Source organism: Algoriphagus yeomjeoni (assembly GCF_049821175.1).
Taxonomy (GTDB): domain Bacteria; phylum Bacteroidota; class Bacteroidia; order Cytophagales; family Cyclobacteriaceae; genus Algoriphagus; species Algoriphagus yeomjeoni_A.
This window is the reverse complement of record NZ_CP187512.1, coordinates 2950687-2976888: the sequence shown is the minus strand read 5'-3', so window position 1 is coordinate 2976888 and position 26202 is coordinate 2950687. Positions and strand designations below refer to the sequence as shown.

At 41.0% G+C, this 26202-nt stretch carries 26 protein-coding genes; 12 read left to right on the top strand and 14 right to left on the bottom strand.

What is annotated here, in order from left to right; genetic code table 11:
• Window positions 1-3: 3 nt before the first annotated feature.
• Window positions 4-480 carry a DUF4293 domain-containing protein gene (locus tag ACPUEN_RS11915; protein ID WP_425636094.1) on the top strand — a complete coding sequence of 159 codons (477 nt, stop codon included), beginning with the start codon at window positions 4-6 and terminating at the stop codon, window positions 478-480.
• Between the two features lie 172 nt (window positions 481-652).
• Here ACPUEN_RS11915 and ACPUEN_RS11910 read toward each other — a convergent pair whose 3' ends face one another.
• From ACPUEN_RS11910 to ACPUEN_RS11900, 3 genes are read right to left on the bottom strand one after another with little or no spacing between them, the layout of a single operon-like run.
• Window positions 653-1411, bottom strand: a complete 759-nt coding sequence (locus ACPUEN_RS11910; RefSeq protein ID WP_425636093.1) for a hypothetical protein — start codon at window positions 1409-1411, stop codon at window positions 653-655.
• A 29-nt stretch (window positions 1412-1440) separates the two neighbouring features.
• A complete protein-coding gene (locus ACPUEN_RS11905; protein ID WP_425636092.1) occupies window positions 1441-2127 on the bottom strand; it encodes a hypothetical protein in 687 nt (228 codons plus the stop codon).
• On the bottom strand, window positions 2124-2654 hold the full coding sequence (locus ACPUEN_RS11900; protein ID WP_425636091.1) for an RNA polymerase sigma factor: 531 nt from the start codon (window positions 2652-2654) through the stop codon (window positions 2124-2126). The genes ACPUEN_RS11905 and ACPUEN_RS11900 overlap by 4 nt, the downstream gene beginning before the upstream one ends.
• A 161-nt stretch (window positions 2655-2815) precedes the next feature.
• Between ACPUEN_RS11900 and ACPUEN_RS11895 the strand changes: the two genes are divergently transcribed.
• Window positions 2816-3916, top strand: a complete 1101-nt coding sequence (locus ACPUEN_RS11895) for a trans-sulfuration enzyme family protein (RefSeq protein ID WP_425636090.1) — start codon at window positions 2816-2818, stop codon at window positions 3914-3916.
• Between the two features lie 41 nt (window positions 3917-3957).
• Here ACPUEN_RS11895 and ACPUEN_RS11890 read toward each other — a convergent pair whose 3' ends face one another.
• From ACPUEN_RS11890 to ACPUEN_RS11865, 6 genes are all read right to left on the bottom strand, one after another.
• Window positions 3958-4692, bottom strand: a complete 735-nt coding sequence (locus ACPUEN_RS11890) for an MBL fold metallo-hydrolase (protein ID WP_425636089.1) — start codon at window positions 4690-4692, stop codon at window positions 3958-3960.
• 70 nt (window positions 4693-4762) lie between these two features.
• On the bottom strand, window positions 4763-5209 hold the full coding sequence (locus ACPUEN_RS11885; protein WP_425636088.1) for a DUF2214 family protein: 447 nt from the start codon (window positions 5207-5209) through the stop codon (window positions 4763-4765).
• A 37-nt stretch (window positions 5210-5246) separates the two neighbouring features.
• The gene (locus ACPUEN_RS11880; protein WP_425636087.1) at window positions 5247-6785 is read right to left on the bottom strand and encodes a YifB family Mg chelatase-like AAA ATPase; all 1539 of its coding nucleotides are present in this window, start codon (window positions 6783-6785) and stop codon (window positions 5247-5249) included.
• A 63-nt stretch (window positions 6786-6848) separates the two neighbouring features.
• Window positions 6849-7220, bottom strand: coding sequence for a hypothetical protein (locus tag ACPUEN_RS11875; protein ID WP_425636086.1), 372 nt, complete (start codon window positions 7218-7220; stop codon window positions 6849-6851).
• 121 nt (window positions 7221-7341) lie between these two features.
• A complete protein-coding gene (locus tag ACPUEN_RS11870) occupies window positions 7342-9174 on the bottom strand; it encodes an ABC transporter ATP-binding protein (RefSeq protein ID WP_425636085.1) in 1833 nt (610 codons plus the stop codon).
• Window positions 9175-9234: 60 nt separating this feature from the next.
• On the bottom strand, window positions 9235-10935 hold the full coding sequence (locus tag ACPUEN_RS11865; RefSeq protein ID WP_425636084.1) for a hypothetical protein: 1701 nt from the start codon (window positions 10933-10935) through the stop codon (window positions 9235-9237).
• 284 nt (window positions 10936-11219) lie between these two features.
• On the opposite strand from ACPUEN_RS11865, the gene ACPUEN_RS11860 reads away from it, so the two are divergent.
• The 10 genes from ACPUEN_RS11860 to ACPUEN_RS11815 all read left to right on the top strand — a co-directional run bounded on the left by ACPUEN_RS11860 (window position 11220) and on the right by ACPUEN_RS11815 (window position 20375).
• Entirely contained in the window at window positions 11220-11465 is a 246-nt protein-coding gene (locus tag ACPUEN_RS11860; protein WP_111610593.1) for a type B 50S ribosomal protein L31, read from the top strand.
• A gap of 69 nt (window positions 11466-11534) precedes the next feature.
• Entirely contained in the window at window positions 11535-12731 is a 1197-nt protein-coding gene (locus ACPUEN_RS11855) for a GlmU family protein (protein ID WP_425636083.1), read from the top strand.
• A gap of 11 nt (window positions 12732-12742) precedes the next feature.
• On the top strand, window positions 12743-13879 hold the full coding sequence (locus tag ACPUEN_RS11850) for an ATP-binding protein (RefSeq protein WP_425636082.1): 1137 nt from the start codon (window positions 12743-12745) through the stop codon (window positions 13877-13879).
• 1 nt (window position 13880) lies between these two features.
• Entirely contained in the window at window positions 13881-14318 is a 438-nt protein-coding gene (locus ACPUEN_RS11845) for an ATP-dependent zinc protease (protein WP_425636081.1), read from the top strand.
• 164 nt (window positions 14319-14482) lie between these two features.
• Window positions 14483-15388, top strand: coding sequence for a 30S ribosomal protein S6--L-glutamate ligase (gene rimK, locus ACPUEN_RS11840; protein WP_111610913.1), 906 nt, complete (start codon window positions 14483-14485; stop codon window positions 15386-15388).
• Window positions 15385-16314: a hydroxymethylbilane synthase gene (gene hemC / locus ACPUEN_RS11835; RefSeq protein WP_425636080.1), complete on the top strand. Its 930-nt coding sequence runs from the start codon at window positions 15385-15387 to the stop codon at window positions 16312-16314. The genes rimK and hemC overlap by 4 nt, the downstream gene beginning before the upstream one ends.
• On the top strand, window positions 16311-17156 hold the full coding sequence (locus ACPUEN_RS11830) for a peptidylprolyl isomerase (RefSeq protein WP_425636079.1): 846 nt from the start codon (window positions 16311-16313) through the stop codon (window positions 17154-17156). Before hemC ends, ACPUEN_RS11830 begins: the two co-directional genes overlap by 4 nt.
• Entirely contained in the window at window positions 17128-18063 is a 936-nt protein-coding gene (locus ACPUEN_RS11825) for an SDR family oxidoreductase (protein ID WP_425636078.1), read from the top strand. The genes ACPUEN_RS11830 and ACPUEN_RS11825 overlap by 29 nt, the downstream gene beginning before the upstream one ends.
• A 40-nt stretch (window positions 18064-18103) precedes the next feature.
• Complete coding sequence (locus ACPUEN_RS11820; protein WP_425636077.1) at window positions 18104-19489, top strand: sodium-dependent transporter; 1386 nt, start codon at window positions 18104-18106, stop codon at window positions 19487-19489.
• A gap of 295 nt (window positions 19490-19784) precedes the next feature.
• Window positions 19785-20375: a porin family protein gene (locus ACPUEN_RS11815; RefSeq protein WP_425636076.1), complete on the top strand. Its 591-nt coding sequence runs from the start codon at window positions 19785-19787 to the stop codon at window positions 20373-20375.
• 250 nt (window positions 20376-20625) lie between these two features.
• On the opposite strand, the gene ACPUEN_RS11810 is transcribed toward ACPUEN_RS11815, so the two are convergent.
• The 5 genes from ACPUEN_RS11810 to ACPUEN_RS11790 form a co-directional block, all read right to left on the bottom strand.
• Window positions 20626-21801 (bottom strand): hypothetical protein, encoded by a 1176-nt coding sequence (locus tag ACPUEN_RS11810; protein WP_425636075.1) that lies wholly within the window; start codon window positions 21799-21801, stop codon window positions 20626-20628.
• Complete coding sequence (locus ACPUEN_RS11805) at window positions 21798-22937, bottom strand: hypothetical protein (RefSeq protein WP_425636074.1); 1140 nt, start codon at window positions 22935-22937, stop codon at window positions 21798-21800. Before ACPUEN_RS11805 ends, ACPUEN_RS11810 begins: the two co-directional genes overlap by 4 nt.
• Complete coding sequence (locus tag ACPUEN_RS11800; protein WP_425636073.1) at window positions 22934-24073, bottom strand: hypothetical protein; 1140 nt, start codon at window positions 24071-24073, stop codon at window positions 22934-22936. Before ACPUEN_RS11800 ends, ACPUEN_RS11805 begins: the two co-directional genes overlap by 4 nt.
• On the bottom strand, window positions 24070-25260 hold the full coding sequence (locus ACPUEN_RS11795) for a hypothetical protein (protein WP_425636072.1): 1191 nt from the start codon (window positions 25258-25260) through the stop codon (window positions 24070-24072). The genes ACPUEN_RS11800 and ACPUEN_RS11795 overlap by 4 nt, the downstream gene beginning before the upstream one ends.
• A gap of 150 nt (window positions 25261-25410) precedes the next feature.
• On the bottom strand, window positions 25411-26103 hold the full coding sequence (locus ACPUEN_RS11790; protein WP_425636071.1) for an arylesterase: 693 nt from the start codon (window positions 26101-26103) through the stop codon (window positions 25411-25413).
• Window positions 26104-26202: the final 99 nt, after the last annotated feature.

The following is a 26202-nucleotide window of genomic DNA, read 5'->3' as shown; positions in this document are numbered from 1 at the left end:
GAAATGATCCAGCGCTTACAATCAATTTTCCTTTTCCTTGTGGCAGTTGCCATGGGTTTGACTTTAGGCTTAGACCTTTGGACTCAAGTAGTGGCCGATTCCGGTGAAACATGGAAACTCAATGCTTTGTTTATGATCCAAAGTAGCTCTGCGGGAGAAATAGTCCAGTCTTCTTCCAATTGGTATATAGCAGCATTGGCAGCATTTGTTGGACTCATGGCTATAATATCGATTTTCCAATACAGAAATCACGGCAGACAGATGATGATTAATATGATCAATTCCCTGTTTATGGTTGGTTTGGTTGCGATTGTTTTTTTGACCACCAATGGTGTGAATAAAGAAATCGGAGCAGCGGACAACGGTTCATATCAAATTGGCTTCTGGGCAATTTTGGTAGCAATGGTTTGTAATATGCTTGCAAATCGATTTATCCGAAAAGATGTGGCTTTGCTGAAATCTGTGGATAGAATCAGATAATTGAGACATTAGATATAAGTAGCAAGACGTTAGATTTCTCTTAACGAGCGACGTAGAAGAGAAGCAATCTCAATAAAAAGCACAATCCAATAAAGCCAGCAACTCGCTGGCTTTATTGGATTTAAAAGGTTCGTTGTACTGCTTCTCCAAAAGCAGCATCCAATCACTTTTTCTACCAGAACCTCACCCCAACTGTGGGATAGAAGGTTTTGAAATTTTCTGTAGCAATCACACCTACTTGAATGGAGATATGTTTGCTTAATTTTCTGTTGTAGTATGCCTGCATGGTGGTTCCATTGAAAAGTTGGCTTTTGTTTTCATTGATCAGATAGCCTACGCCGAATGTGTTTCTTCTTTGTTTATCTGTGTTTCCAAATTCCCAAACAAATTCAGCATTTGCAAACCAATTGCTATTGACTTTGACATTGTTCTCTACTCGGTCAGGAAAATAAATAGTATTGGAGATGGATCCGCCTAGGGAGAAATTTCTCCAATTCAAATGAGCTCTGAACCCCACAACTGGAGTGAAATCTCCTCCTGTGAAATCTAACCCAACGGGAAAGGTCATTTCCAGACTATCGACATACGGCACATATTTTTTCTCAATTTGATATTTCACATTCTTCAGAGAAGTAGGCTGAAAGTTTTCGCCTATTCTATAATATAGTGTGGTGAACTCTGGAAAGTCGGTCGCTTTGCGAAGTAATGGCTCAAACTCTTCCGTCAACCCTTCTGCTGTGAATTCAGTTTTGTTGAAATAAAGCACCAAAGCGCTTTCATTTGGAAAATCAAAAACCAAGGTGTCAGTGATCGGCCAATCCCGGTCTAGCCATTCCTGTAGATTCTTTGAGAGGCCGTTTTCAAATTCCTGGCTATAAGTTTGAAATGTGCATAGCAATGCCAGGAAAGGAACTAGAAGTAGTCGTTTCATGATTTTATTTATTAGAAAGGTTTAAATGATTACTGTTTGTGGAAATTAATCTTAATCGAGTTTTTGCGTTGGTTCGCAAGTCCTAATTGCCCCGTAGAAATGTCCTCAGGAGTACTTGAACCAAACTTTGTTTGGAGTTTGGTTTTTTCTTGGATTCCCCATGATATTCGAACTTTATGAAGGGTTTGTGTTTCGTCTTTTTCAGGAGCAGGAGGTATAATAACCTCTGATATTAAGCTGGATTCAATTTCGATTTCTGGTAATTCAAGTGTCGGAATCTGGATAGTAACTGGAGAAATCCTAGTGGATACTTTTTGTTCAGGAACATTAGTGATCGATTCTTTAGCTTCATTTTGCGTCGGAATTTCCGCTTTTGATTTGATTTCAACAGGTTCTGATTTTGCAGGGATATTCAGTTCTGGAGTCTTTACCGTGATATCAGTTGTCAGTGGAGTTACCACAGTATTTTCTCTAAATTCTAAATAGGCAATACCAGTCACTGCTAAAATCAAAGCAATAGAAGCTGCCACCATTCCATATTTCCAAAGTGGAATTACCGGAGTCTTTTGATCCAATTTGCTTTCAATTGAATCCCAGAGATCTGCTTTTGGCATCTTCACAGGAAGATTAGGGACATGCTCCTTCACCTGCGAATCGAAATCCTTCCGCTGCTGGATTTTACTCCATAAATCAGGTTTTGGTTTGTGTGATTTCATGCCTGAAGAAGTTTAGTGATGCGCCTTTTCAATAGCGTTTTTGCATAATTCAATTGGGATTTTGAAGTGTTTTCTGATATACCCAGCATAGCGGAAGCTTCCTTATGTGAATAACCTTCAACCGCCAAAAGCAGGAATACGGCTTTTGCCCCAGCGGGTAAACTCTCTATTGCTTGATCGAGCAATTCGGCATCAAACCAAGAATCAAAATCTTCAACTGAATCCATTACAGCCTCTTCAATTGGTTCAAAATGGATTTTCTTTCGGCTTTGCAAAATTGCCTTTCGGATCGTGATTGTTTTCATCCATGAGAGCAAAGCCTCAGGATGCTTCAGCGAATGGATTTTCTGGAAAATCTCAACATAAGAATCCTGTAAAACATCATTGGCCTCATCCTCGTCATTCACAATTCTGTAGCAAGCTGAGTAAAGCATTCCTTTGGTCAATTCAAAAAGCTGAAACTGCGCTGACCTGTCGCCTTTGAGGACGCTTGTGATTAGGTGAGTGTCTAGTTTTTGAAGATTCATTGAATTGGCTTATACTTGAAAGAGATGCTTTGTTGGCAAAAGGTTGGAATGGAACTCAAAGTTTTTTTTCAGACTTATGCCATTTTACAAATTATTTTCGGGGACCACTGAAATATTGGTAATTTCAAGCATAGCTAATAGCCCCTATTAACAATAATTATATGAAACTCGAAACACTCGCCATCCACGGAGGAAATATTGTAACAGATTCAGAAAAGCCAGTAATACAGCCGATCACCCTGAGTACTACATTTATTCATCAGCCAGACTCGATGATTTATTCCCGGGCTAATAACCCGAATCGCCATGCTTTAGAGAGGCTATTGGCAGGTTTGGAAAAAGGGGCTGATGCAGCAGCATTTTCCTCTGGCAATGCTGCAGGTGTAGCGGTGTTCCAAGCTTTAGAGCCTGGCTCCCATATTATCGCTCCTGATGATATGTATCATGGGTTGAAAAATGCTATTCTCTCGATTTTCAAAGGGATTCTGGAGGCGACTTTTGTGGATATGACAGATTTAGCAAAAGTGGAAGGGGCATTCAAGGAAAACACAAAATTGGTTTGGGTAGAAACGCCTTCCAATCCCTTGTTGAAAATCACAGATATTGCTGCTGTTTCACAATTGGCCAAGGAAAAAGGAGCAATGCTTGCTTGTGATAATACTTTTGCTACACCTGTCTTTCAAAATCCAATTGACTTTGGTGCTGATATCGTCATGCATTCCAGTACCAAATATTTTGGAGGCCATTCAGATATTTTAGGTGGCGCTTTGATTACAAAGGAAGCTGATGAATTTTGGGAAAAAGTGAAGAATGTTCAGATAGGTGGAGGTGCAGTACCATCTCCCATGGATTGCTATTACTTATGCCGAAGCATCAAAACCTTACCTTATCGGATGAAGGGGCATGCTGAACATGCGATCGTTTTGGCCAATTTTCTATCTACACACGAGTCTGTTGAAAAAGTTTATTATCCTGGGTTGAAAAACCATCCCGGTCATTTAATAGCCGCCAATCAAATGACTGGGTTTGGAGGAATTTTATCTTTCCAGGTGAAAGGAGAAGCATCCGACGCAGATTTCATTATTTCTAAGCTTAAATATTTTACGAATGCTACCAGTCTCGGAGGCGTAGAAAGTTTGATTGAGCGTAGAGCAGCGTCTGAAGGGCCAGATACCTTGACACCTCAGAATCTGATCCGAGTGTCCGTCGGGTTAGAACATTTATATGATTTGCTGGAAGATATGGAAGAGGCATTGCACTAAAAAAAAGGGAGTAGATCAATTTCTACTCCCTTTTTTTGAATTTAGTTGTACCAGTTTCTCAATCGAACATCTACATTGGGAGCAGATTCATTGACTAAGGTCTTGAATTTTTCTACATCGCTCAACCCATTTGTTCCCCTGTAGTGATAAGGGTAGACAATAGAAGGCTTAAATTCAGAAACTGCACTTGCAGCCTGATCCACATCCATCGTGTAAGGCAAGTTCATGCACACAAATGCTACATCAATATTTTTAAGCGCTCTCATTTCCGCAATGTCTTCAGTGTCTCCTGAGATATAAAACTGCTTGCCTCCTAAGAGAACAATGTATCCGTTTCCGCGGCCTTTTGTATGTGGAGCTTTCGTACTTTCTGGCAAATTATACATTGGTATTGCTTGGATCCTAATCCCATTGACAGCTTTAGATTGATTATTCGACAAAATGATGAGGTCTTTTCCTGTTCCTTCAGCAAGCTGGTCAGCAACAGCTTGAGGTGCGATGATGGTCACTTCGGATAGATCTAATCCATCTAGAGTTTCCTGATTGAGATGATCTCCGTGAATATCTGTGATCAGCACCAAAGTCGGCTTTTTCTGTCCGTCGAAAGCAGCAGCACCGCCATAAGGATCTACATAAATTACTTGGTTGTCATGCTCCAGCACTAAGGTGCCGTGAGTGATTGGGTTGATGGTGATGTCTCCTTTTTTTGCGGGGATTATGTCTTGGGAAAATGCTCCAAAGGAGATGAAAATCATCAATAAGGTTAAGTTCTTCATAGTTGTAAAGTGAATAGTTGTTTAGTTTAATAAGAGAAAGAAAAGCCTAGCAAAGTGAAATCAAGAAGATTTAGCCAAAGTACCCGATTCCTTTTGCCATCAATCCAGCTAATAAAGGAATGATAATTAATAGCAGGAGTTCAAACCTCAGGAGCATAAAAATTGTTTTTGGGATTTGAACAATCTCTTCAGGATCCCCTTTTGCTTCTTTGATAAAAAATACGGTTGGATAGATGGACAAAATTCCAATTAGGGCAAAAAGTGTGATTTTGATATGGAAGATGAAGTTGTGGGTGTAAAACTCAGTAGGTTTACCGTATCCACCCAACCAAAGTGTAAGCCCAACGGCCAAAAGTGTCAGAGCTCCCATTCCATAAACTCCATCTATGGTTGCCAGTCGCTTGATTTTTTTTCGTGTCAGTTCTTTTTTCAGCAGAAGATGCTCTGACACAAGTGAACCCACAATAGCAAATATGCTGATGAAGTGAAGGTAGCGGAGGAGAATTTCTAGGGTCATAAATTGATTATTTCAAATTTTAAACTTCAAATTTTCCTCACCCCGCCCAGCCTTCTCGATCCAAACTTCGATACTGGATAGCCTCAGCCAAATGTTCGACTTTGATTTCTTCAGTTCCAGAAATATCAGCGATGGTCCTGGCTACTTTCAGAATTCGGTCATAGGCTCGTGCGGATAACCCAAGGCGCTCCATGGCCGTTTTTAAGAGCATTTTTCCGGCTTCATTGATTTGACAGATTTGTTTGGTCAAATGTGAGGGCATCATGGCATTGCAGAAAACCTCGGGATTTCCTTTAAATCGTTCCTTTTGCCTTTCTCTGCCTTTGATCACTCGTTCTCTGATTTCCTTGCTGGATTCTGTTTTTCGGGTGGAGGTCATCTCGTCAAACTTCACCGGAGTCACTTCTACGTGAAGGTCAATACGATCTAGAAGGGGGCCAGATACTTTATTCAAATAGCGCTGCACTATTCCTGGCCCGCATACGCATTCTTTTTCTGGATGATTGTAATAGCCACAAGGGCACGGGTTCATGCTGGCAATCAGCATAAAATTGGCAGGGAAATCCACCGAAATTTTCGCTCTGGAAATCGTAACTCTTCTCTCTTCCAGTGGCTGGCGCATTACTTCGAGCACCGTGCGCTTGAATTCTGGCAATTCATCCAGAAAAAGTACGCCGTTGTGTGCAAGAGAAATTTCGCCAGGCTGAGGATTTCCTCCTCCTCCCACAAGAGCGACATCACTGATGGTATGATGTGGCGATCTGAAAGGGCGATTAGCTAGTAAAGAACCATTTCTGCCTAGCTTCCCAGCAACGGAGTGTATTTTAGTTGTTTCCAGCGCTTCCACCAAAGTCAGCGGTGGAAGAATCGAAGGGAGACGTTTGGCAAGCATGGTCTTGCCCGCTCCCGGAGGACCTATCATGATCACGTTGTGACCACCGGCAGCCGCGATTTCCATAGCGCGCTTAATGTTTTCCTGACCTTGTACATCTGCAAAATCAAATTCAATATCATCCAGTGAATGATAGAAAATCTCCCGAGTGTCCGTTACCAAAGGCTCTATTTCCAGGTCTCCCATCAAAAAGTCTGTAGCCTGTTGCATTGTCTCCACACCAATAATGTCCAAACTATTGACAATAGAGGCTTCTTTTGCGTTTTCTACAGGAAGGATAAAACCTTTGAATCCCTTCTTTCTGGCTTCTATGGCAATTGGTAAAACCCCTTTGATAGGGCGGAGATTGCCATCGAGCGAAAGTTCACCCATGATCACGTAATCTCCCAAAGTCGGAAATTCGACCTGCTCGGATGCCTGTAAAATCCCCATCGCAATCGGCAAGTCATATGCAGAACCTTCCTTTCGGATGTCTGCAGGTGCAAGATTGATGACGACTTTTTGCCGAGGCATTCTGTAGCCAAAATATTTTAAGGCACTTTCTACCCGTTGTTGGGATTCTTTCACAGCCGAGTCTGGTAAACCGACCATGAAGAAACTGGTTCCTTGCCCCACGTTCACCTCGATGGTGATGATGTTTGCATCTACGCCTGATACTGCGCTTCCAAAAGTTTTAGCTACCATATTTTACAAAAAAAGGAAACCTAAATGGTTTCCTCAATATACTAGTTTGATAAAATTAATATCTCACTTATCGGTAAAATTTTGTCTTGGCGGAAGGTTGCTTTGATCAGGTTCCGTGGGTTTTACTGGTTTGTTAGCAGGAGCATTTGCGCGTACTGCAGGATGCTCAAAGTCATATATCTTAGCTTTGAGTGCATTCGTTTCGCTTTCCATTTTCTTGATTTGGGACGAAAGACTGCTGTATGCTGCATAGCTGCTTCCCCAGGCGGCTAGAAAAAGGATCATCCCGATGAGAATAATAGTGACCATGGAATCTGAGGTGATTTCTTCCATTCCAAAGAGCCCACCAAGGGTCTCGAAGGCAACGAAGAAAATAAGAAAAGCACCAAAATAGACCAAAAGGGCTATTTGAAGTATTTGGTGAAGTTTTTTCATATGATTATAATTTAATTTTTAGCTGATATATGGAATCTCGCAACAAAGGGGAAGATCCTATTTTACTTGATCTTCGACATGCTCGATTTCATAGGTTTTAAAATTAGTATTAACGAATATACTAAACCGACTGAATACTAGAAAGCTTCTGATACAAGCCATCAATTTGACTCAAGTCAGCGTGTGTTCCTCTTTGCACGATTTCTCCGCGCTCTATCACCAAGATTTCATCCGCATGTTGGATCGTGCTTAGCCTATGTGCGATGACGAGTGTAGTTCTATTACTCATTAATTTCGTCAGAGCTTCCTGTACCAAAAGCTCAGATTCCGAATCCAAGGCGGAAGTTGCCTCGTCAAGAATCAAAATCGGAGGGTTTTTCAATACGGCCCGTGCAATGCTCAGACGCTGTCGCTGACCACCAGAAAGCTTGGAACCGCGCTCACCGATACTAGTTTGATAGCCATCTTCCATTTTTGCAATGAATTCATGTGCATTGGCGATTTTTGCTGCTTCCATTACTTGGGCCTCTGTGGCTCCTTCTACTCCAAAGGCTATGTTGTTGAAGACGGTGTCGTTGAACAGTATGGACTCTTGGGTTACAATACCCATAAGGCTTCTCAACTCTTTCAGATCAAAATCTTTCAAGCTATTGCCATCGAGCAAAATCTCACCAGCACTAGGATCATAAAAACGTGGGACTAGATCAGCAAGGGTGGATTTACCTCCTCCAGAAGGGCCTACAAGTGCTATGGTTTTTCCTCGATCAAGCGTAAAGTTGATATTCTTTAAGACCAGTTGATCTTCGTAAGCAAAACTTACATTTTTGACCTCAACCGAATTTTCAAATGAATTCAATCGAACAGGAGATGTGGCGGAATAAACTTGGGAGGGCGTATCCACTACTGTGAAAACCCGTTCTGCTGAAGCAATACCTCTTTGAATGCTACTTACTGCTCTGGAGATTTCCTTGGCAGGATTGAGTACTTGTGTAAAAATAATGATGTAAGTAATGAAGTCAGAAGCGCCAAGATCGGAGCTGCCACTAAGAACCATGCTTCCTCCATATACTAGAATCCCCGCCACTACGAAGACACCTAAAAACTGGGAAATAGGAGAGGCGAGTTCATTCTTGCGAGCCATGTTTACATTGACATCGGCATAGAAATCAGTTTCTCCATCAAACTTGTTTTTCATAAAGCCTTCAGCATTGAAAGCTTTGATCACCCGCATACCGCCCAGTGCTTCATCTAGAATATTCACAATACGGCCCAGTGATTGTTGACTTTGAACTGCCTTCTTTTTTAGTCTTCTAGTGATTCCTCCAATGATGGCTCCAGAGATAGGGATGATCAAAATGGTGAAAAGTGTCAATTTCACTGACATGAAGAACAGCACTGAAAAATAAAGAATAATGGTGGCGGGCTCACGGAAAACTACCCGAAGCGACTGTACAATGGTGTTTTCTACTTCTTGCACGTCATTGGTCATTTTTGACATCAGGTCGCCTTTTCGCTCGTTGGAAAAGTACCCGATGTGCAGGCCGCTGACATGCTCAAAAATATCCATCCGCATTCTCTTGATTACGATTGCCCGTACTTTGGCTAAAACTACGCCTGATAAATAAGTAAAGAGGTTGGAGAGAAATACCGATACAACGATGATAATACAGACGTAAAACAGCGTCCCCATCTTCCCATACTCTTCAGCGACTTGCAGGAAATTGTAATTGAAGAGATGGGAAAAATACTCTATGGAAAAGCTGAACTCAGGTTTATCCGCATACTTCGCCAATGACTCAGGATCTACTTGTTCGAAAATCACATCGAAAAGAGGCTTCAGAAGTGTGAAATTCAGAAGCCCAAAAACAATAGAAAGGAACGCGTAAATAATATAAGTAGGCACGAATTTCCCATAAGGCTTGGCATAAGAGAGAATTCGTAAATAGGTCTTCATAAACTAATATTCGTGGAATAATCTCGCAAGTTACGCAAAAATGGTAGCGGAGGTTCCTTGTTAATAGTTGTAATCAGGTCGTGTAAAGTTCCAACGGAAAGCCAATTGAAGGTATTGGGAAGTTTCTGGGCTATCCAAATCCTGTGCAGTTCTTCTCCGAAATGTATGCGATGCATCGATAAAGAAATTATGCTTCAGCATATAAGAGGCATTCAGGTTTGTTTGTACCACCGTATTCTCAATTCCCTGACCAATTACATTTCCAAACAATCCTGTTGGACTTCCTTCCAATCTATTTTTCAAGACATCTCCACCCCAGTTGGTTTCTTCGTCTGGATCTGCTCCATAGAGTTGATGCATTCCCGTAAATGTTAGATTTAGCTTTGGAATCGGTTGATAGCGCATTATGCCGATGAATTCCCTGAAATTTGCTCCTCTTGGATGAGTCAAAGGAGTTCTCCAGTTGGAGTAAGACTGGTAATCGAATTTTTCCTGAAAAGTGTAAGGCCTTGCTTGATTCCATTCCAGCTGAAAATCTAAATTGGACACACCCAATACATCCATGTACTTGTAGCCCATTTGTACCCCATATTTATTGCGTTTTGAGTTTTTGCCATCTATCCCAAAAAACTCATTGAAAACAAACTCATCCAGTGCAAACTGTCCATAGAGTTCCATTCCAGGAGTAAAAATCCACTTTCCGTCCAAGCCAAGCATGACCTTGTCTGGCGTGCCTTGCTGCTGCTCCACCCAACGAAGGAAAATTATTGGGTTGAAATAATTAAAGTTCACCTCCTCTGTCATTACAGACGAGAAGAAGCCCAAGTTGAGGTTCTTACCAACATTCATTGCAAGCCTGCTGAATGCGAAAAATTTCTGAGGATATTTCCCGTCCGTTGGTCTACCTCTATCATAAAAGGCGTCTGCCGTCATTTGACTCCAAATATTTGTTAGCTGAAACTTCCAAACTTGTGTATTTAGCTTTATGAACATATAAGGATTGGAGAAATCAGATAGCAAAAAGGATCTATAACCTTCTCCGATGAAGTTGCGGTCATGGCCAGCTTCTACTTGGATGTGCTTCGTGATATTAAAGCTCACATGTCCCAAAGCAGAGAAATAGCTATAGCCATCTCCATTATATTCTTTCCAAAACCCTTCGCCTGGCACAGCACCATTATGCTCAGTATAGCCTTTTACCCAGCTTGGAAAAAAAGCTTCGGAAGAAGTGAAATAGGTGTAAAATCCAACTTTATTATCTATCGAGCCTCTTAAAACTACTCCACGAGAAAGGCGGTTTGGATTTCGGTCATTATCAGGTTCTATCCCGCCATTCAAGTACAAAACGGGACTTACATGGATATCGAATTCATCACTATTATAATATGCAAAGTCTCCAGGTCTCTTGTAAATCGCGTCGAATAAAGGATTTTTGGAAAGTGGAGTTTCCCTACTTACAAACTCCCAATTGTCTTGACTTAAATAGGCGAGATTAAACCGATCAACGCTAGTTCGGATAACCGCGTCATTGGCAATACTATCAAGAAATTGAGCTAGATGGTCTCGTCGGTAAGGTTTTGCCCCCGTATGAAATACTGGATTGTTTTTGCCCTGAAGAATTTCGTAGCGCTCGATTTTATGATAGTAGTCCCGGTCATATGGGATGTAGCTTCCTTGTGCAAACGCAAAAAGTGGAAGAAAAAATAAGCTTACTAAAATAAGTAGCCTGAGGCTTAGGTGGTGTTTGTATAGCTTTAGCATTGGCTAAATCTAAAAAACATTCCTGAAATTGAGATACTATTCAGGTGTATGAAATTCTCGGCTATATGTCCTCTATAGCACCAAGTTGATATTTGTAATCACCAGGAGTTCGTTAAGCTTTTTTCTTTATTGGGAGAAAAGCGGTTGTTTTGCCGGTAAAGTTCTACTTTTTGAAACCTTTTGACCAATTGACTTATAAATACTTGGCAAAGATTTGGTGAGTTTTGTGAAAAAGCCTAGCTTTGTGCCTCATTTGAAAGAGGTACATAATAACTAGCAATAATATGAAAGCTGATATCCATCCAAACTATAGAGACGTCGTTTTCTACGACACTTCTAGCGAGTTTAAATTTCTTACTAAGTCAACTATCGAAACAAGCGAAACTATCACTTGGGAAGATGGCAACGAATATCCTTTGTTCAAGGTCGAAGTGAGCTCTGAATCTCACCCGTTCTACACAGGTAAGAAAATGATGCTTGATACTGCGGGTCGTGTTGAGAAATTCAACAGAAGATACGCTAAGAAGTAATTCTTCTTTAAATCAGGCTAAAAAGTCTCCTGGAGCATGGATTCCGGGAGACTTTTTTATTTTTGCCTCATGGACTCAATTTTGTTGTTTGATGATCCCGCCATTCGAGGATCATTGCTCCCTTTTACTTTTACCAGACCTGTGGCGGAAATCCGCGTAGGAATACTGAAGATTTCTGAGAAGTGGGAGAAAATATCTGAAGCATCGGTTTCATTTCTTACCCAAGATTACCTCCAAGCTAAATTTCCTCGGAGTACCGGAAATGCCTTGGCAATCAATGGAGCCTGGCTTCCTGACAACAAAAGTCTTAAGCTATTACAAGCTCTTTCAACTAATCAAGCCCTTTACTTCGGCAAAACACTCATCGCTACCTATATCGGTGAAACGGAAAAGAATCTGTCCGCTGTGAAAGGTAAAGAGATAGTTCAACTTGGATATGAGCCTACTTTATTGTTGAAAACTTGGAATATATTTCAATTCAATGGCGCAGAAATCAAAAAGGATTTTGAGCTAATTACAAAAGGAAGGAAATCGGCAAAGATCACAGATCCTCATACTAAAGTGTATTCACCCGAAAATATCTTCGTCGAAGAAGGAGCTGTCATTCGAGCAGCTGTTTTGAACGCGGAGAATGGACCTATTTACATTGGGAAAAATACCGAGATTCAGGAAGGTTCGATGATTCGAGGGCCTTTTGCGCTTTGCGAAAGCTCTACTGTAAATATGGGTTCCAAAATAAAAGGGGATACTACCGTCGGTCCGTATTCCAAAGTAGGAGGGGAACTGTCCAACTCGGTGATTTTTGGCTTCAGCAATAAAGGTCACGAGGGGTTCTTGGGCAATTCCGTGATCGGCGAATGGTGCAACATGGGTGCTGACACGAATACCAGCAACTTGAAAAACAATTATTCTCCTGTGAAACTTTGGGATTATACCGTCGGAAATTACTCCAATACCGGTTTGCAGTTCTGTGGACTGATGATGGGTGATCATTCCAAGTGTGGGATCAATACCATGTTTAATACCGGGACTGTGGTTGGGATTGGCTCAAATATTTTCGGCCCCGGATTTCCACGTAAATTTATTCCTTCATTTGCTTGGGGTGGAGAAGAAGGATTCTCTACCTTTTTGTTTCCAAAATTTCTAGAGACAGCCAAAGCAGTAGTGGCTCGCAGGGGACTTGAATTGAATGTGGAAGAACAAGAAATCTTACGCACGATTTTCGAAATGTCCAAAAACTATAGAATTTGGGAAACCTCATCCTGATTAATTAATTCATGCAATTCGCAGATATACCGGGACTTCCCGAAACCAAAGAAAACCTAATCAATGCCGTCAAAAACAATCATTTGGCGCATGCCTTGTTGTTTCACGGACCTGAAGGTTCGGCTAATTTGACCATGGCGCTGGCGCTGTGTACTTATTTGTACTGTGAAAATCCCGGGGAAACCGATTCCTGTGGTACTTGTGCTTCTTGCCAGCGAATGAGTCGATTAGTTATTCCGGATTTGAATTTTGCTTTTCCGACGATCGCCAAAGCAAAGGAAGATGATAAGGATGACGAGGAAAAAGTGGACATATTGACAAGCTGGAGGAAGTTTGCCAGGGAGCAGCCTTACGGAAATGTTCACGATTTTATCTATTTCAACAATTTCGAAAAGAAACAATTAAATATCTCCAAAGGAGCAGCTCGCAAAATTATCCAGGCTCTTTCTTTGATGTCTTTCGAAGGAGGATACAAGATTATGATGATTTGGGCACCAGAGTTTCTTCATCCGTCTGCGGCAAATGCGCTTCTGAAGATTCTGGAAGAACCGCAGCCTAAAACTTTATTTATCCTGGTTACTGGGGCTGCCGACCAGTTGCTTACGACGATCCTTTCCAGAACTCAAAAAGTAACGATAAGGGGGTTTGCGGACGAAGAGGTGAGAAATCATCTTATCGCTAAAGGCCTATGTGACGAGGCTTCTGCGGATCAGATTGCGATGCTTGCTGATGGAAATCTTAGAGAGGCTTATCGTCTCGTAGATCAGGTAGAAGATTTGCAGGTGAGAAAAATCAGAGAATGGTTTTTGTCCTGCTACAAGGCAGATTTCAAAAGCATTTTTGGGCTCGCAGATGATTTTCACAAATCTGATAAAGAGGCGCAAAAATCACTTGTGCTGACAGGCTTAAATGTGCTTCGAGAGATTCTTTTAAAAAACGCGGGTTTGGACGAGTTGCTACGGACGCATGATGAGGACCGTACATTTGTGAATAATATCTCTGGGAAAATCCTCAAAGAGGAGCATGTAGGCAAGTTGTATGGTGATTTCAATACAGCTCATTATCACTTGGAAAGAAATGGTAACGCCAAGTTTATCTTCACAGATTTATCTATGAACGTGACTAGATTAATGGCTAAAATCAGCTGATATGGATCAGAAAATAATAGGTAGAAAAGAGAAAATCTCACTTCCCAAATTAGGTCTGAATTTAGTCTGGGCTAAGGTTGATACTGGTGCATATACAAGTAGCATTCACGCGGAGAACTTAGAAGTGGTTGAGGAGAATGGTAAAAGGATTTTAAGGTTTCACCCTTTGCTGCCTGGGCATAAATCCTACACTGGAGAAATGGTTACCTTTGAGCACTTCAGAGAGAAAAAAGTAAAAAATTCTTTTGGCCATGCTGAAGTCCGATACTTGATAGAAACTACCTTTGAGCTAGCAGGTGAAAGTTATTCGGCAGAATTTACATTATCAGATCGGTCAAGTATGAGAAATGCAATACTTCTCGGGCGAAAGATCTTAAAAAATCGTTTTCTTGTGGATGTGTCAAAGGTCAATTTGGCCAGAGCATACAGAGTAAAATAACATATTTCCTGATCCACGTTACGAGTCATAGACGGGACTCACACCATATAATAATTTTCTAATGAAATCGAGCAAAACGAAAGCTACATTTCAAAGAATGATTGTTCTTTGCGAGATTCCTCCCGATAGCAATCAGGATGACCATAAAATTCAATTTTAAACAGATGAAAATTGCAATCCTTTCCAGGAACCCAAATTTATATTCTACAAAGAGACTTTTTGAAGCAATTCTAAAGGCAGGTCATGAGGCACTGATTGTAAATCATAGTATATGTGATTTGATCATAGAGCAGGAAGGGCCTTCCATTATTTATAAAGGCGAAAAACTAACTGATATTGATGCAATTATCCCAAGAATTGGAGCTTCAGTTACGTTTTACGGGACGGCTGTGGTTCGTCAGTTTGAATTGATGGGTGCTTTTTCTGCAGTAAATTCCCAGGCGATTGTACGAAGCAGAGACAAGCTGAGAAGCTTACAAATTTTGTCAAGTGCTGGGCTTGGAATGCCCAAAACAGCGTTCACCAATTTTTCCAAAGGTGGAGAGAAGCAAATAATTGAGCATGTGGGCGGTGCGCCACTTATCATAAAATTACTTGAAGGAACTCAAGGGCTAGGTGTAGTTTTAGCAGAAACCCGAAAAGCAAGTCAGTCCGTGATTGAAGCATTTCATGGGTTGAAAGCGAGAATTATTATTCAGGAATTCATCAAAGAAGCCAAAGGAGCAGATATCCGAGCGTTCATCGTCAATGGCAAAGTGGTAGGAGCGATGAAACGCCAAGGAGCTGAAGGTGAATTCAGATCTAATCTTCACCGTGGAGGTAAAGCTACTGTAATCAAGCTAAGTCGTGCGGAAAAAGCTGCTGCATTGGGTGCTGCAAAAGCGCTGGGTTTGGACGTGGCTGGAGTAGATATGCTTCAGTCGGCGAGAGGCCCATTGATCCTGGAAGTGAACAGCTCTCCTGGACTTGAAGGAATAGAGAAAGCTACAGGAATCGATGTGGCAGGTTCCATCATTAAATTTATAGAAGAAGGCGTGAATAAGCGCCCTATGAAAATATCGAGTCAATGAGTAACCAAGTGAAAATAGGTACGCGCGGAAGTAAATTGGCGCTTTGGCAAGCGTACCATGTAGAGGAGCTTTTACAAAAAGCTGGTCTGAGTACTGAAATTGTAATCATCGACACCAAAGGAGATCAAATTCTGGACGTTTCCATTGCCAAGATTGGTAGCAAGGGGGTTTTTACACAGGAATTGGAAGATCAATTGTTGGACGGACGGATCGATATCGCTGTTCACAGCGCTAAGGATATGCAGTCCAATTTGCCAGATGGTTTTGAAATCATAGCGTTTACTGAGCGTGAAAAAGAAAATGATGTGCTTGTCTCTCACGACAAATCTGTTTCTCTGCGGAAGGAAGTTGTGCTAGGGACTTCTTCTACCCGTCGAGTATCTACCTTGAAGCATTTTTACCCACATGTGAAAACTGTGGAGGTACGTGGGAATCTGCAAACTAGAATCCGAAAGATGGAAGAGGGACTTTGTGATGCGCTATTGCTTGCCTATGCAGGAGCGCATCGGATGGAATATGATCACATGATTGTTGAGGAGTTGGATTTGGATGAATTCACTCCGGCAGTTGGTCAAGGGTCCGTCGCTATCGAAGTCGCTGAAAAATTGGATTCTGTGTTAAAAGCGAAGATAACTAAAGCCTGCAATGATCTGGAAACCTCCTTGAGACTTCGTGCCGAGCGAGCTTATTTGAGAGTTTTGGAAGGTGGCTGTAGTATTCCTGTTTTTGCGTTAGCAAATCTTGAAGGAGATCAGCTAAGCCTAAAAGGTGGGATCGTGAGTTTGGATGGGAAAGAGCGGATTTCCATCGTTGTGGAAGGCGACTCTGCCAATCCAGAAAAACTCGGTCAGGAGCTTGCAAATAAGGTTTTTGCTGCGGGCGGGAAAGTCATACTGGATCAAATCAAAAAAACACTCAATAAATGAAATTTATAAGAACCTTACTTGTGCTTTTTCTTTGCGCGAGCTCCTTTGCCTGTGCCGCAGAGAAAGATTATGTGATTACAATTGAAACAAGTCACGGGAATATAGTGGCCGTTCTCTTTGACGATACGCCTGAGCATAAGTCCAATTTCATCAAACTAGCAGAAGCGGGGAGATTTGACTCTACTGAATTCCAGCGGGTGATGAAGAATTTCATGATTCAAGGTGGAGATGTTTTTACAAAAGAAAATCTTCCACCTCAGGAATGGCCAACCTTACCAGCTGAAATTAGACCGAAATATTTCCACAAAAAAGGGATGATCGCTGCCGCACGTCAGCCTGATGGAATCAATCCAGAGCGTCGCTCAAATGGTTCACAGTTTTATATCACTATCGGGCAAGTTTACGATGAACTGGAATTGACGACTGACATGAAGGAGCTTCAAAAGTCGCTGATGAAGTACATGGAGCTGGGTAGTCAGGAGGAATTGAAAAATCAATACATCCGCCTTTATAATGAACAGAAGTTCGATAGCTTGACCAATTTGATTCTATCCAAAAGAGATGAACTGGAAAAGTCACTCAATGTGAACTTGACAAAGGATTATACCAAAGAGCAAATCGAAGCCTATACAACCGTGGGTGGAGTACCGCATTTGGACAAGGAATACACCGTTTTTGGAGAAGTAATCCAAGGATTGGAAGTGGCCGAGGAGATTTCAAATACTACTACAAACACTAGAGATAGGCCAGTTGAGCCGGTTTATATGACGGTGAAAGTGGAGAAAATGTCCCGAAAGAAAATTGAAAAGGAATATGGCTACAGCTACCCAGATGGCAAATAAGAAAAAGATATTTATCACTGGAGCGAATGGCTTGCTGGGTCAAAAGCTTGTTTCTCAATTAGTCGAAAAAGGGGATTTTCAGATTTTCGCCAGTGGCAAAGGTGAGTGCAGATTACCTGGAGATGGATTCGAATATGTGTCTCTGGAGATTACGAATGCAGATGAAATAGAGAAAACCTTGGCTGAAATAAAGCCAGATATCATTATTCATGGTGCCGCAATGACTCATGTTGATCAGTGTGAGTTGAATCAGGAAGCTTGCTACGATTCCAATGTCAATGCTACAGCTTACCTAGTCAAAGCAGCGGAAGCCGCAAAAGCTCATTTTATTTTCGTTTCCACAGATTTTATTTTCTCTGGAGTAGAAGGTCCGTTGGACGAAAATGCTGAGGCTGCACCTGTAAATTACTATGGCGAGACCAAACTTGAAGCTGAACAGTTGGTCATGGCATCTAAGACCAAATGGGCAATAGCACGAACTGTGTTGGTATTTGGGATTGCACATGACTTGAGTCGATCCAATATTGTGCTTTGGGTGAAATCCTCTCTTGAAGCTGGCAAAGAAATTCAAGTTGTTGATGATCAGTTCCGCACCCCAACGCTTGCTGAGGACTTAGCAACAGGATGTATTTTGATCGCTGAGAAAGAAGCCGAAGGAATATTTAATATCTCGGGGCCAGACTTTTTGACTCCTTATGAAATGGCAAATATCACCGCAGACTATTTTGGTTTGAATAAGGATTTAATCAAGCGGGCAGATTCAACCACTTTTACCCAACCAGCAAAAAGACCTTTAAAAACAGGTTTTGTAATCACAAAAGCCCGAGAACAGCTTGGTTTCGAACCGAAAAGTTTCCGAACGGCAATTGGTATTTTGGCAAAACAAATTATCTTAGCCCGCTCTTAAAAAGCAGTTTATACACCCTAATTTAACTTTAAAATAACTTATGGCATCAATCAACGAAACCGAAGAAAGAGGCGAATTTGGTTCTAGTTTAGGATTCATAATGGCCGCAGCCGGTTCTGCCGTAGGTCTTGGGAACATTTGGAGATTCCCCTATTTAGTGGGTGAAAATGGAGGCGGAGCCTTTGTCTTTGTTTATATTTTATGTGTGCTGTTTATAGCATTACCGCTACTATTTAACGAGATAGCACTTGGTAGAAAATCTGGTAAAAACCCAATCGGAGCTATACGAGACACAGGAGGAAATAAGTTTTGGCAGCTTGCAGGCGTTCTCTGTGTGCTAGTCTGTTTTTTCGTTTTTAGTTACTATTCCGTTATTGCGGGCTGGACTGTCGGCTATATTATCACGGAAATCATCAATGTTCCTGTTGACTTTGCGGAGTTTGTGGAGACTCCATTGTATGTGATTCCTTTGACCTTTATATTTATATTGATGACCATCCTGATTGTGTTGGGTGGAGTATCAGGAGGTATTGAAAAAGCATCTAAATTCTTGATGCCGGTACTTTTTATTATCATCATTTTCATTGCTGGCAGAGCCGTTACCTTGGAAGGCGCAGGAGCCGGTATTGAGTACTATTTGAAGCCTGACTTCAGCAAAATCAATCCTGCAGTTATACTTCAGGCACTTGGTCAAGCATTCTTTTCTATGTCGGTGGGATGGGGTCTAATGATCACATTTGGTTCTTATTTGCCTAAGAAATCTAATATCATTCAATCAGCAGGATGGATTGCAGGTATGGATACTTCAGTTGCTCTTTTGGGAGGATTAATGGTGTTTCCTGCACTATTTGCACTACTTCCTGGCAAGGATCCAGCAGCAGGTCCCGCACTGGTTTTCGATGTGTTGCCAAAGGTATTTGCAGCTATGCCAGGTGGACATGTGGTCGGAGCGCTTTTCTTTATCCTATTAATGGTAGCAGCTTTAACGTCTACTATTTCAATGCTTGAAGTTCCTGTAGCCTATATGATTGACGATAGAAAGTGGGGTAGAAAAAAAGCAACTTGGACTATAGGTTTGGCTGCAATGGCACTTTCTGTACCATCTGCTTTATCTCAAATCCCAGGTACATTCTTTGCTAATCTGCACATCAATTTCTTTGGAAATAGGTTAGAAGGTTTCTTCGGAATTATGGACTTTGTGTTCGGTACGTTTGCGGTGATCGTGATTTGTTTGATGCTGGCTCTTTACACAGGTTGGGCATCAAAGATTTCTGATTATGCTGATGAGCTAAAATTAGGAGCTCCAAAGTTCAAAGGGCCTTTCAGAGTTGGTTGGATATTCTTCGTAAAGTGGATATGTCCAATCGTTATTATTTTACTCATCCTAAATATGGTCGGAGTGTTCGGTACAGCCCAAGCTGCATAAAATAACCTCATTGTTATAGAACTTAAAAAGGAAGTCCTCGGGCTTCCTTTTTTTATTTCAAGTGTATAACCACAGAGCTCACGGAGTACACGCGGAGGGCACAACTCTGACTTTTTCTAATCTTGGGTGAATATTCTATTTAGTAGGTTGGTTCGAAAACTGATTACTTAATACTGATCACTGATTACTTTTCAAATCAAACCTCTTACCTGATTTTTCCTTGTTGGCAAGGGAATTGCTAATTTTTCTTAAAAAACTTCGTTACTAAGCTTACTAAACCAATAATCATAAAACCATGAAAAAACTCATTCTTTCTCTGGCTCTGTTGGCATTTGCGCTGACGGGCTATTCGCAGGGCTTCGCTTTTGGTCCAAAAGTAGGTCTAAGCCAAACACAGCTCGATCTCAAAAGTGATGATTTCAAAAACGGAGATTCTAAATTTGGCTACCATGTAGGATTATTCGCTAGAATAGGACTAGGTCCGCTTTATTTACAGCCTGAGATTTTGTACACGCAGACCCAAGGTCAGTTTACCTTTAATCCGGCAGATGCGCCAATTAAGGACTATGAAGCAGATTTTAATCGAGTGGATATCCCGCTTATGGTGGGATTAAAGATGTTTAAGGTGCTAAGAATTCAAGCTGGTCCCATAGCAAGTATCAATGTCAATTCTGAGCTGAAAGATGCAGGTCAGACGGTTCAAAATGCCAAGTTTGAAGATGCTACTATTGGCTATCAGGCTGGCCTTGGCTTGGATATAGGAAACCTAATCATTGATGCCAAATACGAAAGTTCATTGGATAAGATTACAGGGAGCATGGGGAAGTTCAGCACAGATCAGCGGGTGAATCAATGGATCCTTTCTGTTGGTTTTAGGTTATTCTAAAACCTCAAAACTCAAAAAAATCCCGATTGAAATTCATCAATCGGGATTTTTTATGCGCTTGCTTTAGCCCTAGTGGGGACAAAGTTTGACGAAAAGGCCACAGTTTTATCGGTTGTTGTCTGTCTGTTGTCCTGCTTCTCCAGAAGATGGACTGAAAAGGGGAATTCTAAGGGCAAGAATTTTTCGCCAAAAAGCAACGAAGGTTCGTAAACTACCTGATCATTGAGTTTGAAAATTGAGAATTGGTCATTTACTTCTCCACTATTCGTGTTTTGTATATCACCGAGTAGTCTTTTTCGGTGTATTCAAAATTAGGGGTGAACCAGATTTCCTCTTCAGAGATGAATTTGAAGGTAAAGCCTAGAGATTCTGGCTTACTGATGATTTGGGAGATGGATTTTCCATCAAATAGAACCTGTCCATTAGTGTTTGTCTCTATTAGCTTACGCCTAAACTCCTCAGGGTCTGAAGCCTGCAAGGCAAAGACTTCTTTATACTCCTGATCTGTCAGTCCTCTGCTATATGAGATCAAAAACCGTTGTTTTTCTGTCGGGTGGAAGTTATGAATCATTCCCACATAGATATCCTTCATGTCGTAAGCTCCAAAGTGCTCTTCGTCTTTTGGCTCCTTTTGGATGAATTCATCAAAGGGGATTTGGTAGATGGACGATGGGGTGTTTAAGTCCGAAAAAGAATAACTGTAAATCACCGGTTCATTACGGAAAGTGAGGTACAGTGTGTCAGGGCTTGATGAGATTATAGTGCGGTAATTTATATTCAAAAAAGTTTTTTCTCCAGTTCTGAATTTAGATGATTCTGGAAATGGTATAGCTGGGGTAAATTTGCCGCTTTCTAAATCCAAAACTTCCACCCGATGGGAGGCCATTTGAAATTCTTTCCCATCCACTCCTAATTCATCTGAGAGTCGGCCTTCCCATGGAAACATGACTTGGTTATCATGTACGACCAAATTTGTATTGAATCCATCAATTAGGGAAGTTGAGGGGGTAAATTCAGGCAAAAAAGATCTGGTAGGTTCACCGGAAAGTGAATACAGGTAAAAACCTCTTGCAGCTGGAACTATGATCTCTTCTGAGCTTAAGAAGTTGGGCAGGACCAATCGATAGTCTTGATAGAAACCTGGACCATCTCCAAGCCTTCTGAATTTGCTCAGAATGGTTCCTTCCCGATCAATGACAAAAAGCGTGTCTTTTCGCTGGTCAATGAGCAGGAAGGTCTTGCCATCTTCAGTTATGTCTGCCATGTGTAAATTCCCTAAATAATCCACCACCAGAGAATCATAAATTTCGAATTCAAAGTTTTGTTCCGAAAAAGGAGTGGAGGGTTTGGCTTCTTCTTTTTCACCTGAGCAGGCTAGTGTTGTGAGAGCAAAAAGGAGGAAATATAAATAGGTTAGGTTTTTCATTTCTGAACGAGTTTCAGTTTATAAAAAGTAAGATAATCCTGCTCCTCGCCGATGTAATCATCATTTCGTAGGGCATAGAAAGGTTTTGAGAGGGATTCTATGTTTAAGATTCTACCGATTCTATAGGAGAGATCTATTTCATTGGAAAGCGTAGAATCAGGGTTTATAATTTTGATAATCTGTCTTTGATGGTCCTTGTGCTGAGGAAAGTTTTCTGGTTTTTTCAATTCATACTGGGCATATATTTCTTCCGAAATCCCTTCTGTATAAAGCACAAAAATTCCTTGTTCGGTTGGGAAGAATTGTTGGATACTAGCGTCTCTCATTTTACTAAAAGAAATGTATTCATAGGGTTTGGAGTGCTCTCCATTGTCTAAAAATTTTGTTGGCTCAAAATTGTATGTATGTAAATATTCATTGTTTTGAGAAAGGTCGTACACATGAACCAATGGCTCGTTTTCCAATGCTAGGTATAGGTAGTTTTCTAAAACTACGAATTGGAGAAATGGACGTTCGTAATACTTATCAGTGGAATACCGAGAGGTGTTTGGTATCCTAATGATTGGTTCGGATGTCTCTTTGTCAGCATCAATTTTTTCAAGTAAATAATGGTCTCTAAAAAAATGCGGGCCATACGGGTTGGCGCCATCCCTACCTGGGTAATATGAGATAATTTTCCCATTCCATACGTCAAGGTTTTTCAATAGCCCACCTCCGTCTTTAGCTTCGGTAGGGAATTCAAGTTTAATCTCCTTTTTAAATGATAAGTCTGGGTTTATCTCATATAGCCAACCGATGAAACTTGCGGCCAGAATATCACCTTCTTCGCGGATTTTAATTTGAGTTGGATATTGAACTTTTCCAGGTCCTTCCTTAGGATAGGATTGTTCATGAAGTATTTTTCCTGAGTCATCAAATTTGATCAGCTTGTTTTCTTTGAAATTAAATATAACTCCTTCATTATTTTTGAAATCTCCTCCATCCACTGTTCCCAAATAATCAACCTGTATAGAATCCACGATCTGAAGCTCCCATTCATTGGATGTGGTGGACTGGTTTTCTGAGTCGTTTTTCTGAGTTGAGCAGGCAAAAGCCAGTAGGATTGAGCATGAAAATAGTAGGTAGTTCTTTTTCATTTCTGTACTAATTGAAGTTTATAAAAAGTAAGATAATCCTGCTCTTCGCCGATGTAATCATCGTTTCGAAGAGCAAAGAATGGCTGAGTTGGGTCTTCTATAGCAAAGATTTGCTTAACTTTTTTAGAAATGGGGATCTCGTTTGACCAGCCTTTTTCAGTCTCATAGACTTTGAAATAGGATTGGTTTAATTCAGCTAGTCTAGGGAAGTCCTCAGGGAACGTAAAGTTCTGTGCGCTGAAAACATCCTCTGAAATCCCTTCTGAATAGTGGACTACGAGGCGTTTCTGATCTGAAAATACTCCAAAAATATTCCCTTCGACCAGTTTTTCGTAGTTGTAGTTTTCGTATTTATCTTTCAATTCCGGAGCTTCGATGAATTTTGTGGGATTAAGATCTAGGGTCTCAATGTGCCTTCCAGAGTCTAGCAGGTCAAATCTGTGAACTTTTGGCTCATTGTTGAAGTAGAGCAATAAGTCATTTTCAACTGTCGTAAATGATATAGAAGGTCTTTCGTAGAGTAAGCCTGTACTGAATTTTGAGGTTTCAGGAGTTCGGATTAAGGGACTGCTTTCTCCAGTGGCGGGATTAAGCATTTCCAGCAAGAAATAGTCTTTTAAATAATTTTCTGTAAAAGGTCCCACTTCATCTCTTCCTGTATAGTAAAGAATTATTTTATCCTGCCAGAACTCGAATGATTTCGCATCCATCAGGCCACCAAAGGATTGGGATGCAAATGGCATTTCGATGTTTCTTTTCACAGATAGATCTTCGTTCAACTCGAAATAAGGGCCATCGTGGCCTCCTATATAAGGATCGCCATCTGGATCAATTTTGACAGTGGAGATAAAAGAAATTGAGTTTGGGCCGTCTTTGGGAAATGCTTTGGTGGAGAGGATCTGTCCCTCATAATCGATTTTGATTACTGTGTTCGCGGTATAATCATATAGCAAACCCATTCCCCCTCTAAAATCTCCAGTGGAAATATTTCCCATATAATCCACATGGATAGAGTCAAGAACTTGGAGTTCCCATTCAGTTGAAGTTTCAGATGCTATTTTTTCGGATTTTTCTGAGGAGGAACAGCTCAGAAAGCTGTAAGCTAAAAAGGCAATTAAAATGTGTCTGTAAATCATTTTTCAGTTAGTTTCATTTTATAAATTCTTAAAAAATCCTCCTCGACTTCGGGGTCGGGTGTTCTTTGAAAATAAAGCGATTCATTACTTGCCATAAAACCAGCTTGATTTACACCAGTAGGAAAATCAAGTGTTCCCAAAAAGGAGAAAGTTTTTTCATCAAAAACCATGATGCCGGGTTTTGTATTTGAAGATCCTTTGCTATAGATTGCCTCTCCCTCCTCTTCCTGGCCAGAGCTCCAAAGTGCCCTTGCTTCTTCTATGATTCTTGGGTCTATGCCTGGGTAGTAGTGGACAAGTATTTTCCCGTCTTGAACCAAAATATTCCGGATAGCTGCCGTGCCTCCATTAATTGAGACACTTCCCGGGGAAAACTCAGTTCTCGGTTTGCCCTCCACTACATAGAAATCGGGAATATCAAGGTAAATAGCAGTGTCGAGTTTTGCCTCCTTTGTAGAAAAATCATAAATATAAAGCGTAGGATCTGAGCCGTGGGACAGATATAATTTATCGCTTTGCACATCGTAAGCTGGAGCATAATCACTTTGATCATAGCCCATGCCATCAAGGAATTTGCTCTCTGGTTCGAAAGGCCCGAAGTCCTGCATTTCTCCAGTTCCCAAATCAACCAGCTCAACGGCTTTGTAGGTATCGTAGAATTTCTGCTCGCCTGGGTAGGTGTCCCGACTGCGAAAAGACTTAGTCATAAGGTATTCTTTCCCTTCAAGTGTGATTATTTTAGCTGTTAATCCAGGCATTGACATGGATCCTGCACTACCCATAGCTTCAGCATGATCAATTTTTTTGATCAAAGTACCACTCAGGTCGTAGATAAATATTCCTTTCATACCGATTAGAATTACCCTATCATTTCCCCAAAGTACTGGCAATTCCAGTTTGAACCCATAAGCGTCAGGCGTATCTTCTTTTTTTGAGAATTGACCAAGAATTTCACCGTTTGAATTTGTGATAATAGTCTCGCTAGAGGGAAAATCGAAAAAGGAAACAAGGCTGCCCTCCTTGTTTACAGAAGCCATCAAAGGATTGCCGAGGATTTCTAAGTCCAAGGAGTCAACCAAATCTATGGAAAGTTCTATAGGAGTCTCTTCTGCGGCACGCTCTTTCCCCTCACAGGATATTAGCCAATACGAACTTATCAGGAAGAGGATTAATAGATTTTTACGCATTTGAACAAGAGTTGAGAATAAATGAATAAGATAGTAGTTAAACAGTTGAGAGCAAAAAAAACTCAGCCTTATCGACTGAGTTTCATGTTTTTTCTGACAGAATTGATACTTACTTCTAGTGTGAAGGGGTTTTAGTATTGCGTGTAGTAATTATTCGATGGTCTTTTCAATATAAGGCCAGATCGTCTCAAAAACAATTTCATGACCTTCCTCCGTCGGGTGAATGCCATCAGGGAGGTTTAGTTCTTTGATTCCTCCTACATTTTCAAGTAAGAAAGGGATTAGGGTTACGTCCTTCTCATGTGCTACAGCGGGGTAAATTTCGGTGAATTCTCTCGCATAGTCTGTCCCCATGTTAGGCGGGATTTGCATTCCCGCCAAAATGATTTTAGTATCAGGATATTTTTCCCGCACCTTATCGATAATGAGCATCAGGTTTTTCTTGGTTTCACTTATCGCGATCCCCCGGAGTCCATCATTTCCTCCAAGTTCTAATACAAAGACATCTGGCTTTTCTTCAAGAAACCAGTCCAATCTTCCAACTCCACCTGCGGTTGTTTCCCCACTTAATCCACCATTGATGACTCGATAGTTCAAGCCCAAACTATCGATCCTTTGTTGTGTCAATCCGGCAAAACCATCTTCCGGATCGATGCCGTAAGCAGCTGTGAGGCTATTACCAAAGAATAGAATAGTCTTCTGATCTGTTTTTGTCTCTGTAGCTTTTTCAGAAATCACTTCCTGTTTGGTGGTTTCTGACTTCTTTTCAGAACAAGAAACGACTGCTAAGGTGAAAAGAAGCGCTACGGGTAGGAAGAATGAGTTTAGTATTTTAAATCGCATGGAATCTAACTGATGAATTGTAAAACTATATACGCAAAAGGATTTCTTAGCAAAAGGTTCATCATTTTTAGTAAAAATATGGTTTCAAATACCTCTGCT

Coding starts and splice junctions, on each gene's coding strand:
- ACPUEN_RS11905 (WP_425636092.1), bottom strand. CDS start 2,127: ATGAAATCACACAAACCAAAACCTGATTTATGGAGTAAAATCCAGCAG.
- ACPUEN_RS11790 (WP_425636071.1), bottom strand. CDS start 26,103: ATGCGATTTAAAATACTAAACTCATTCTTCCTACCCGTAGCGCTTCTT.
- ACPUEN_RS11890 (WP_425636089.1), bottom strand. CDS start 4,692: ATGAAGAACTTAACCTTATTGATGATTTTCATCTCCTTTGGAGCATTT.
- ACPUEN_RS11885 (WP_425636088.1), bottom strand. CDS start 5,209: ATGACCCTAGAAATTCTCCTCCGCTACCTTCACTTCATCAGCATATTT.
- ACPUEN_RS11795 (WP_425636072.1), bottom strand. CDS start 25,260: ATGCGTAAAAATCTATTAATCCTCTTCCTGATAAGTTCGTATTGGCTA.
- ACPUEN_RS11825 (WP_425636078.1), top strand. CDS start 17,128: ATGGCTACAGCTACCCAGATGGCAAATAAGAAAAAGATATTTATCACT.
- ACPUEN_RS11830 (WP_425636079.1), top strand. CDS start 16,311: ATGAAATTTATAAGAACCTTACTTGTGCTTTTTCTTTGCGCGAGCTCC.
- ACPUEN_RS11800 (WP_425636073.1), bottom strand. CDS start 24,073: ATGATTTACAGACACATTTTAATTGCCTTTTTAGCTTACAGCTTTCTG.
- ACPUEN_RS11870 (WP_425636085.1), bottom strand. CDS start 9,174: ATGAAGACCTATTTACGAATTCTCTCTTATGCCAAGCCTTATGGGAAA.
- ACPUEN_RS11875 (WP_425636086.1), bottom strand. CDS start 7,220: ATGAAAAAACTTCACCAAATACTTCAAATAGCCCTTTTGGTCTATTTT.
- ACPUEN_RS11810 (WP_425636075.1), bottom strand. CDS start 21,801: ATGAAAAACCTAACCTATTTATATTTCCTCCTTTTTGCTCTCACAACA.
- ACPUEN_RS11855 (WP_425636083.1), top strand. CDS start 11,535: ATGGACTCAATTTTGTTGTTTGATGATCCCGCCATTCGAGGATCATTG.
- ACPUEN_RS11895 (WP_425636090.1), top strand. CDS start 2,816: ATGAAACTCGAAACACTCGCCATCCACGGAGGAAATATTGTAACAGAT.
- ACPUEN_RS11815 (WP_425636076.1), top strand. CDS start 19,785: ATGAAAAAACTCATTCTTTCTCTGGCTCTGTTGGCATTTGCGCTGACG.
- ACPUEN_RS11820 (WP_425636077.1), top strand. CDS start 18,104: ATGGCATCAATCAACGAAACCGAAGAAAGAGGCGAATTTGGTTCTAGT.
- ACPUEN_RS11845 (WP_425636081.1), top strand. CDS start 13,881: ATGGATCAGAAAATAATAGGTAGAAAAGAGAAAATCTCACTTCCCAAA.
- ACPUEN_RS11865 (WP_425636084.1), bottom strand. CDS start 10,935: ATGCTAAAGCTATACAAACACCACCTAAGCCTCAGGCTACTTATTTTA.
- ACPUEN_RS11860 (WP_111610593.1), top strand. CDS start 11,220: ATGAAAGCTGATATCCATCCAAACTATAGAGACGTCGTTTTCTACGAC.
- ACPUEN_RS11915 (WP_425636094.1), top strand. CDS start 4: ATGATCCAGCGCTTACAATCAATTTTCCTTTTCCTTGTGGCAGTTGCC.
- ACPUEN_RS11900 (WP_425636091.1), bottom strand. CDS start 2,654: ATGAATCTTCAAAAACTAGACACTCACCTAATCACAAGCGTCCTCAAA.
- hemC (WP_425636080.1), top strand. CDS start 15,385: ATGAGTAACCAAGTGAAAATAGGTACGCGCGGAAGTAAATTGGCGCTT.
- ACPUEN_RS11850 (WP_425636082.1), top strand. CDS start 12,743: ATGCAATTCGCAGATATACCGGGACTTCCCGAAACCAAAGAAAACCTA.
- ACPUEN_RS11910 (WP_425636093.1), bottom strand. CDS start 1,411: ATGAAACGACTACTTCTAGTTCCTTTCCTGGCATTGCTATGCACATTT.
- ACPUEN_RS11880 (WP_425636087.1), bottom strand. CDS start 6,785: ATGGTAGCTAAAACTTTTGGAAGCGCAGTATCAGGCGTAGATGCAAAC.
- rimK (WP_111610913.1), top strand. CDS start 14,483: ATGAAAATTGCAATCCTTTCCAGGAACCCAAATTTATATTCTACAAAG.
- ACPUEN_RS11805 (WP_425636074.1), bottom strand. CDS start 22,937: ATGAAAAAGAACTACCTACTATTTTCATGCTCAATCCTACTGGCTTTT.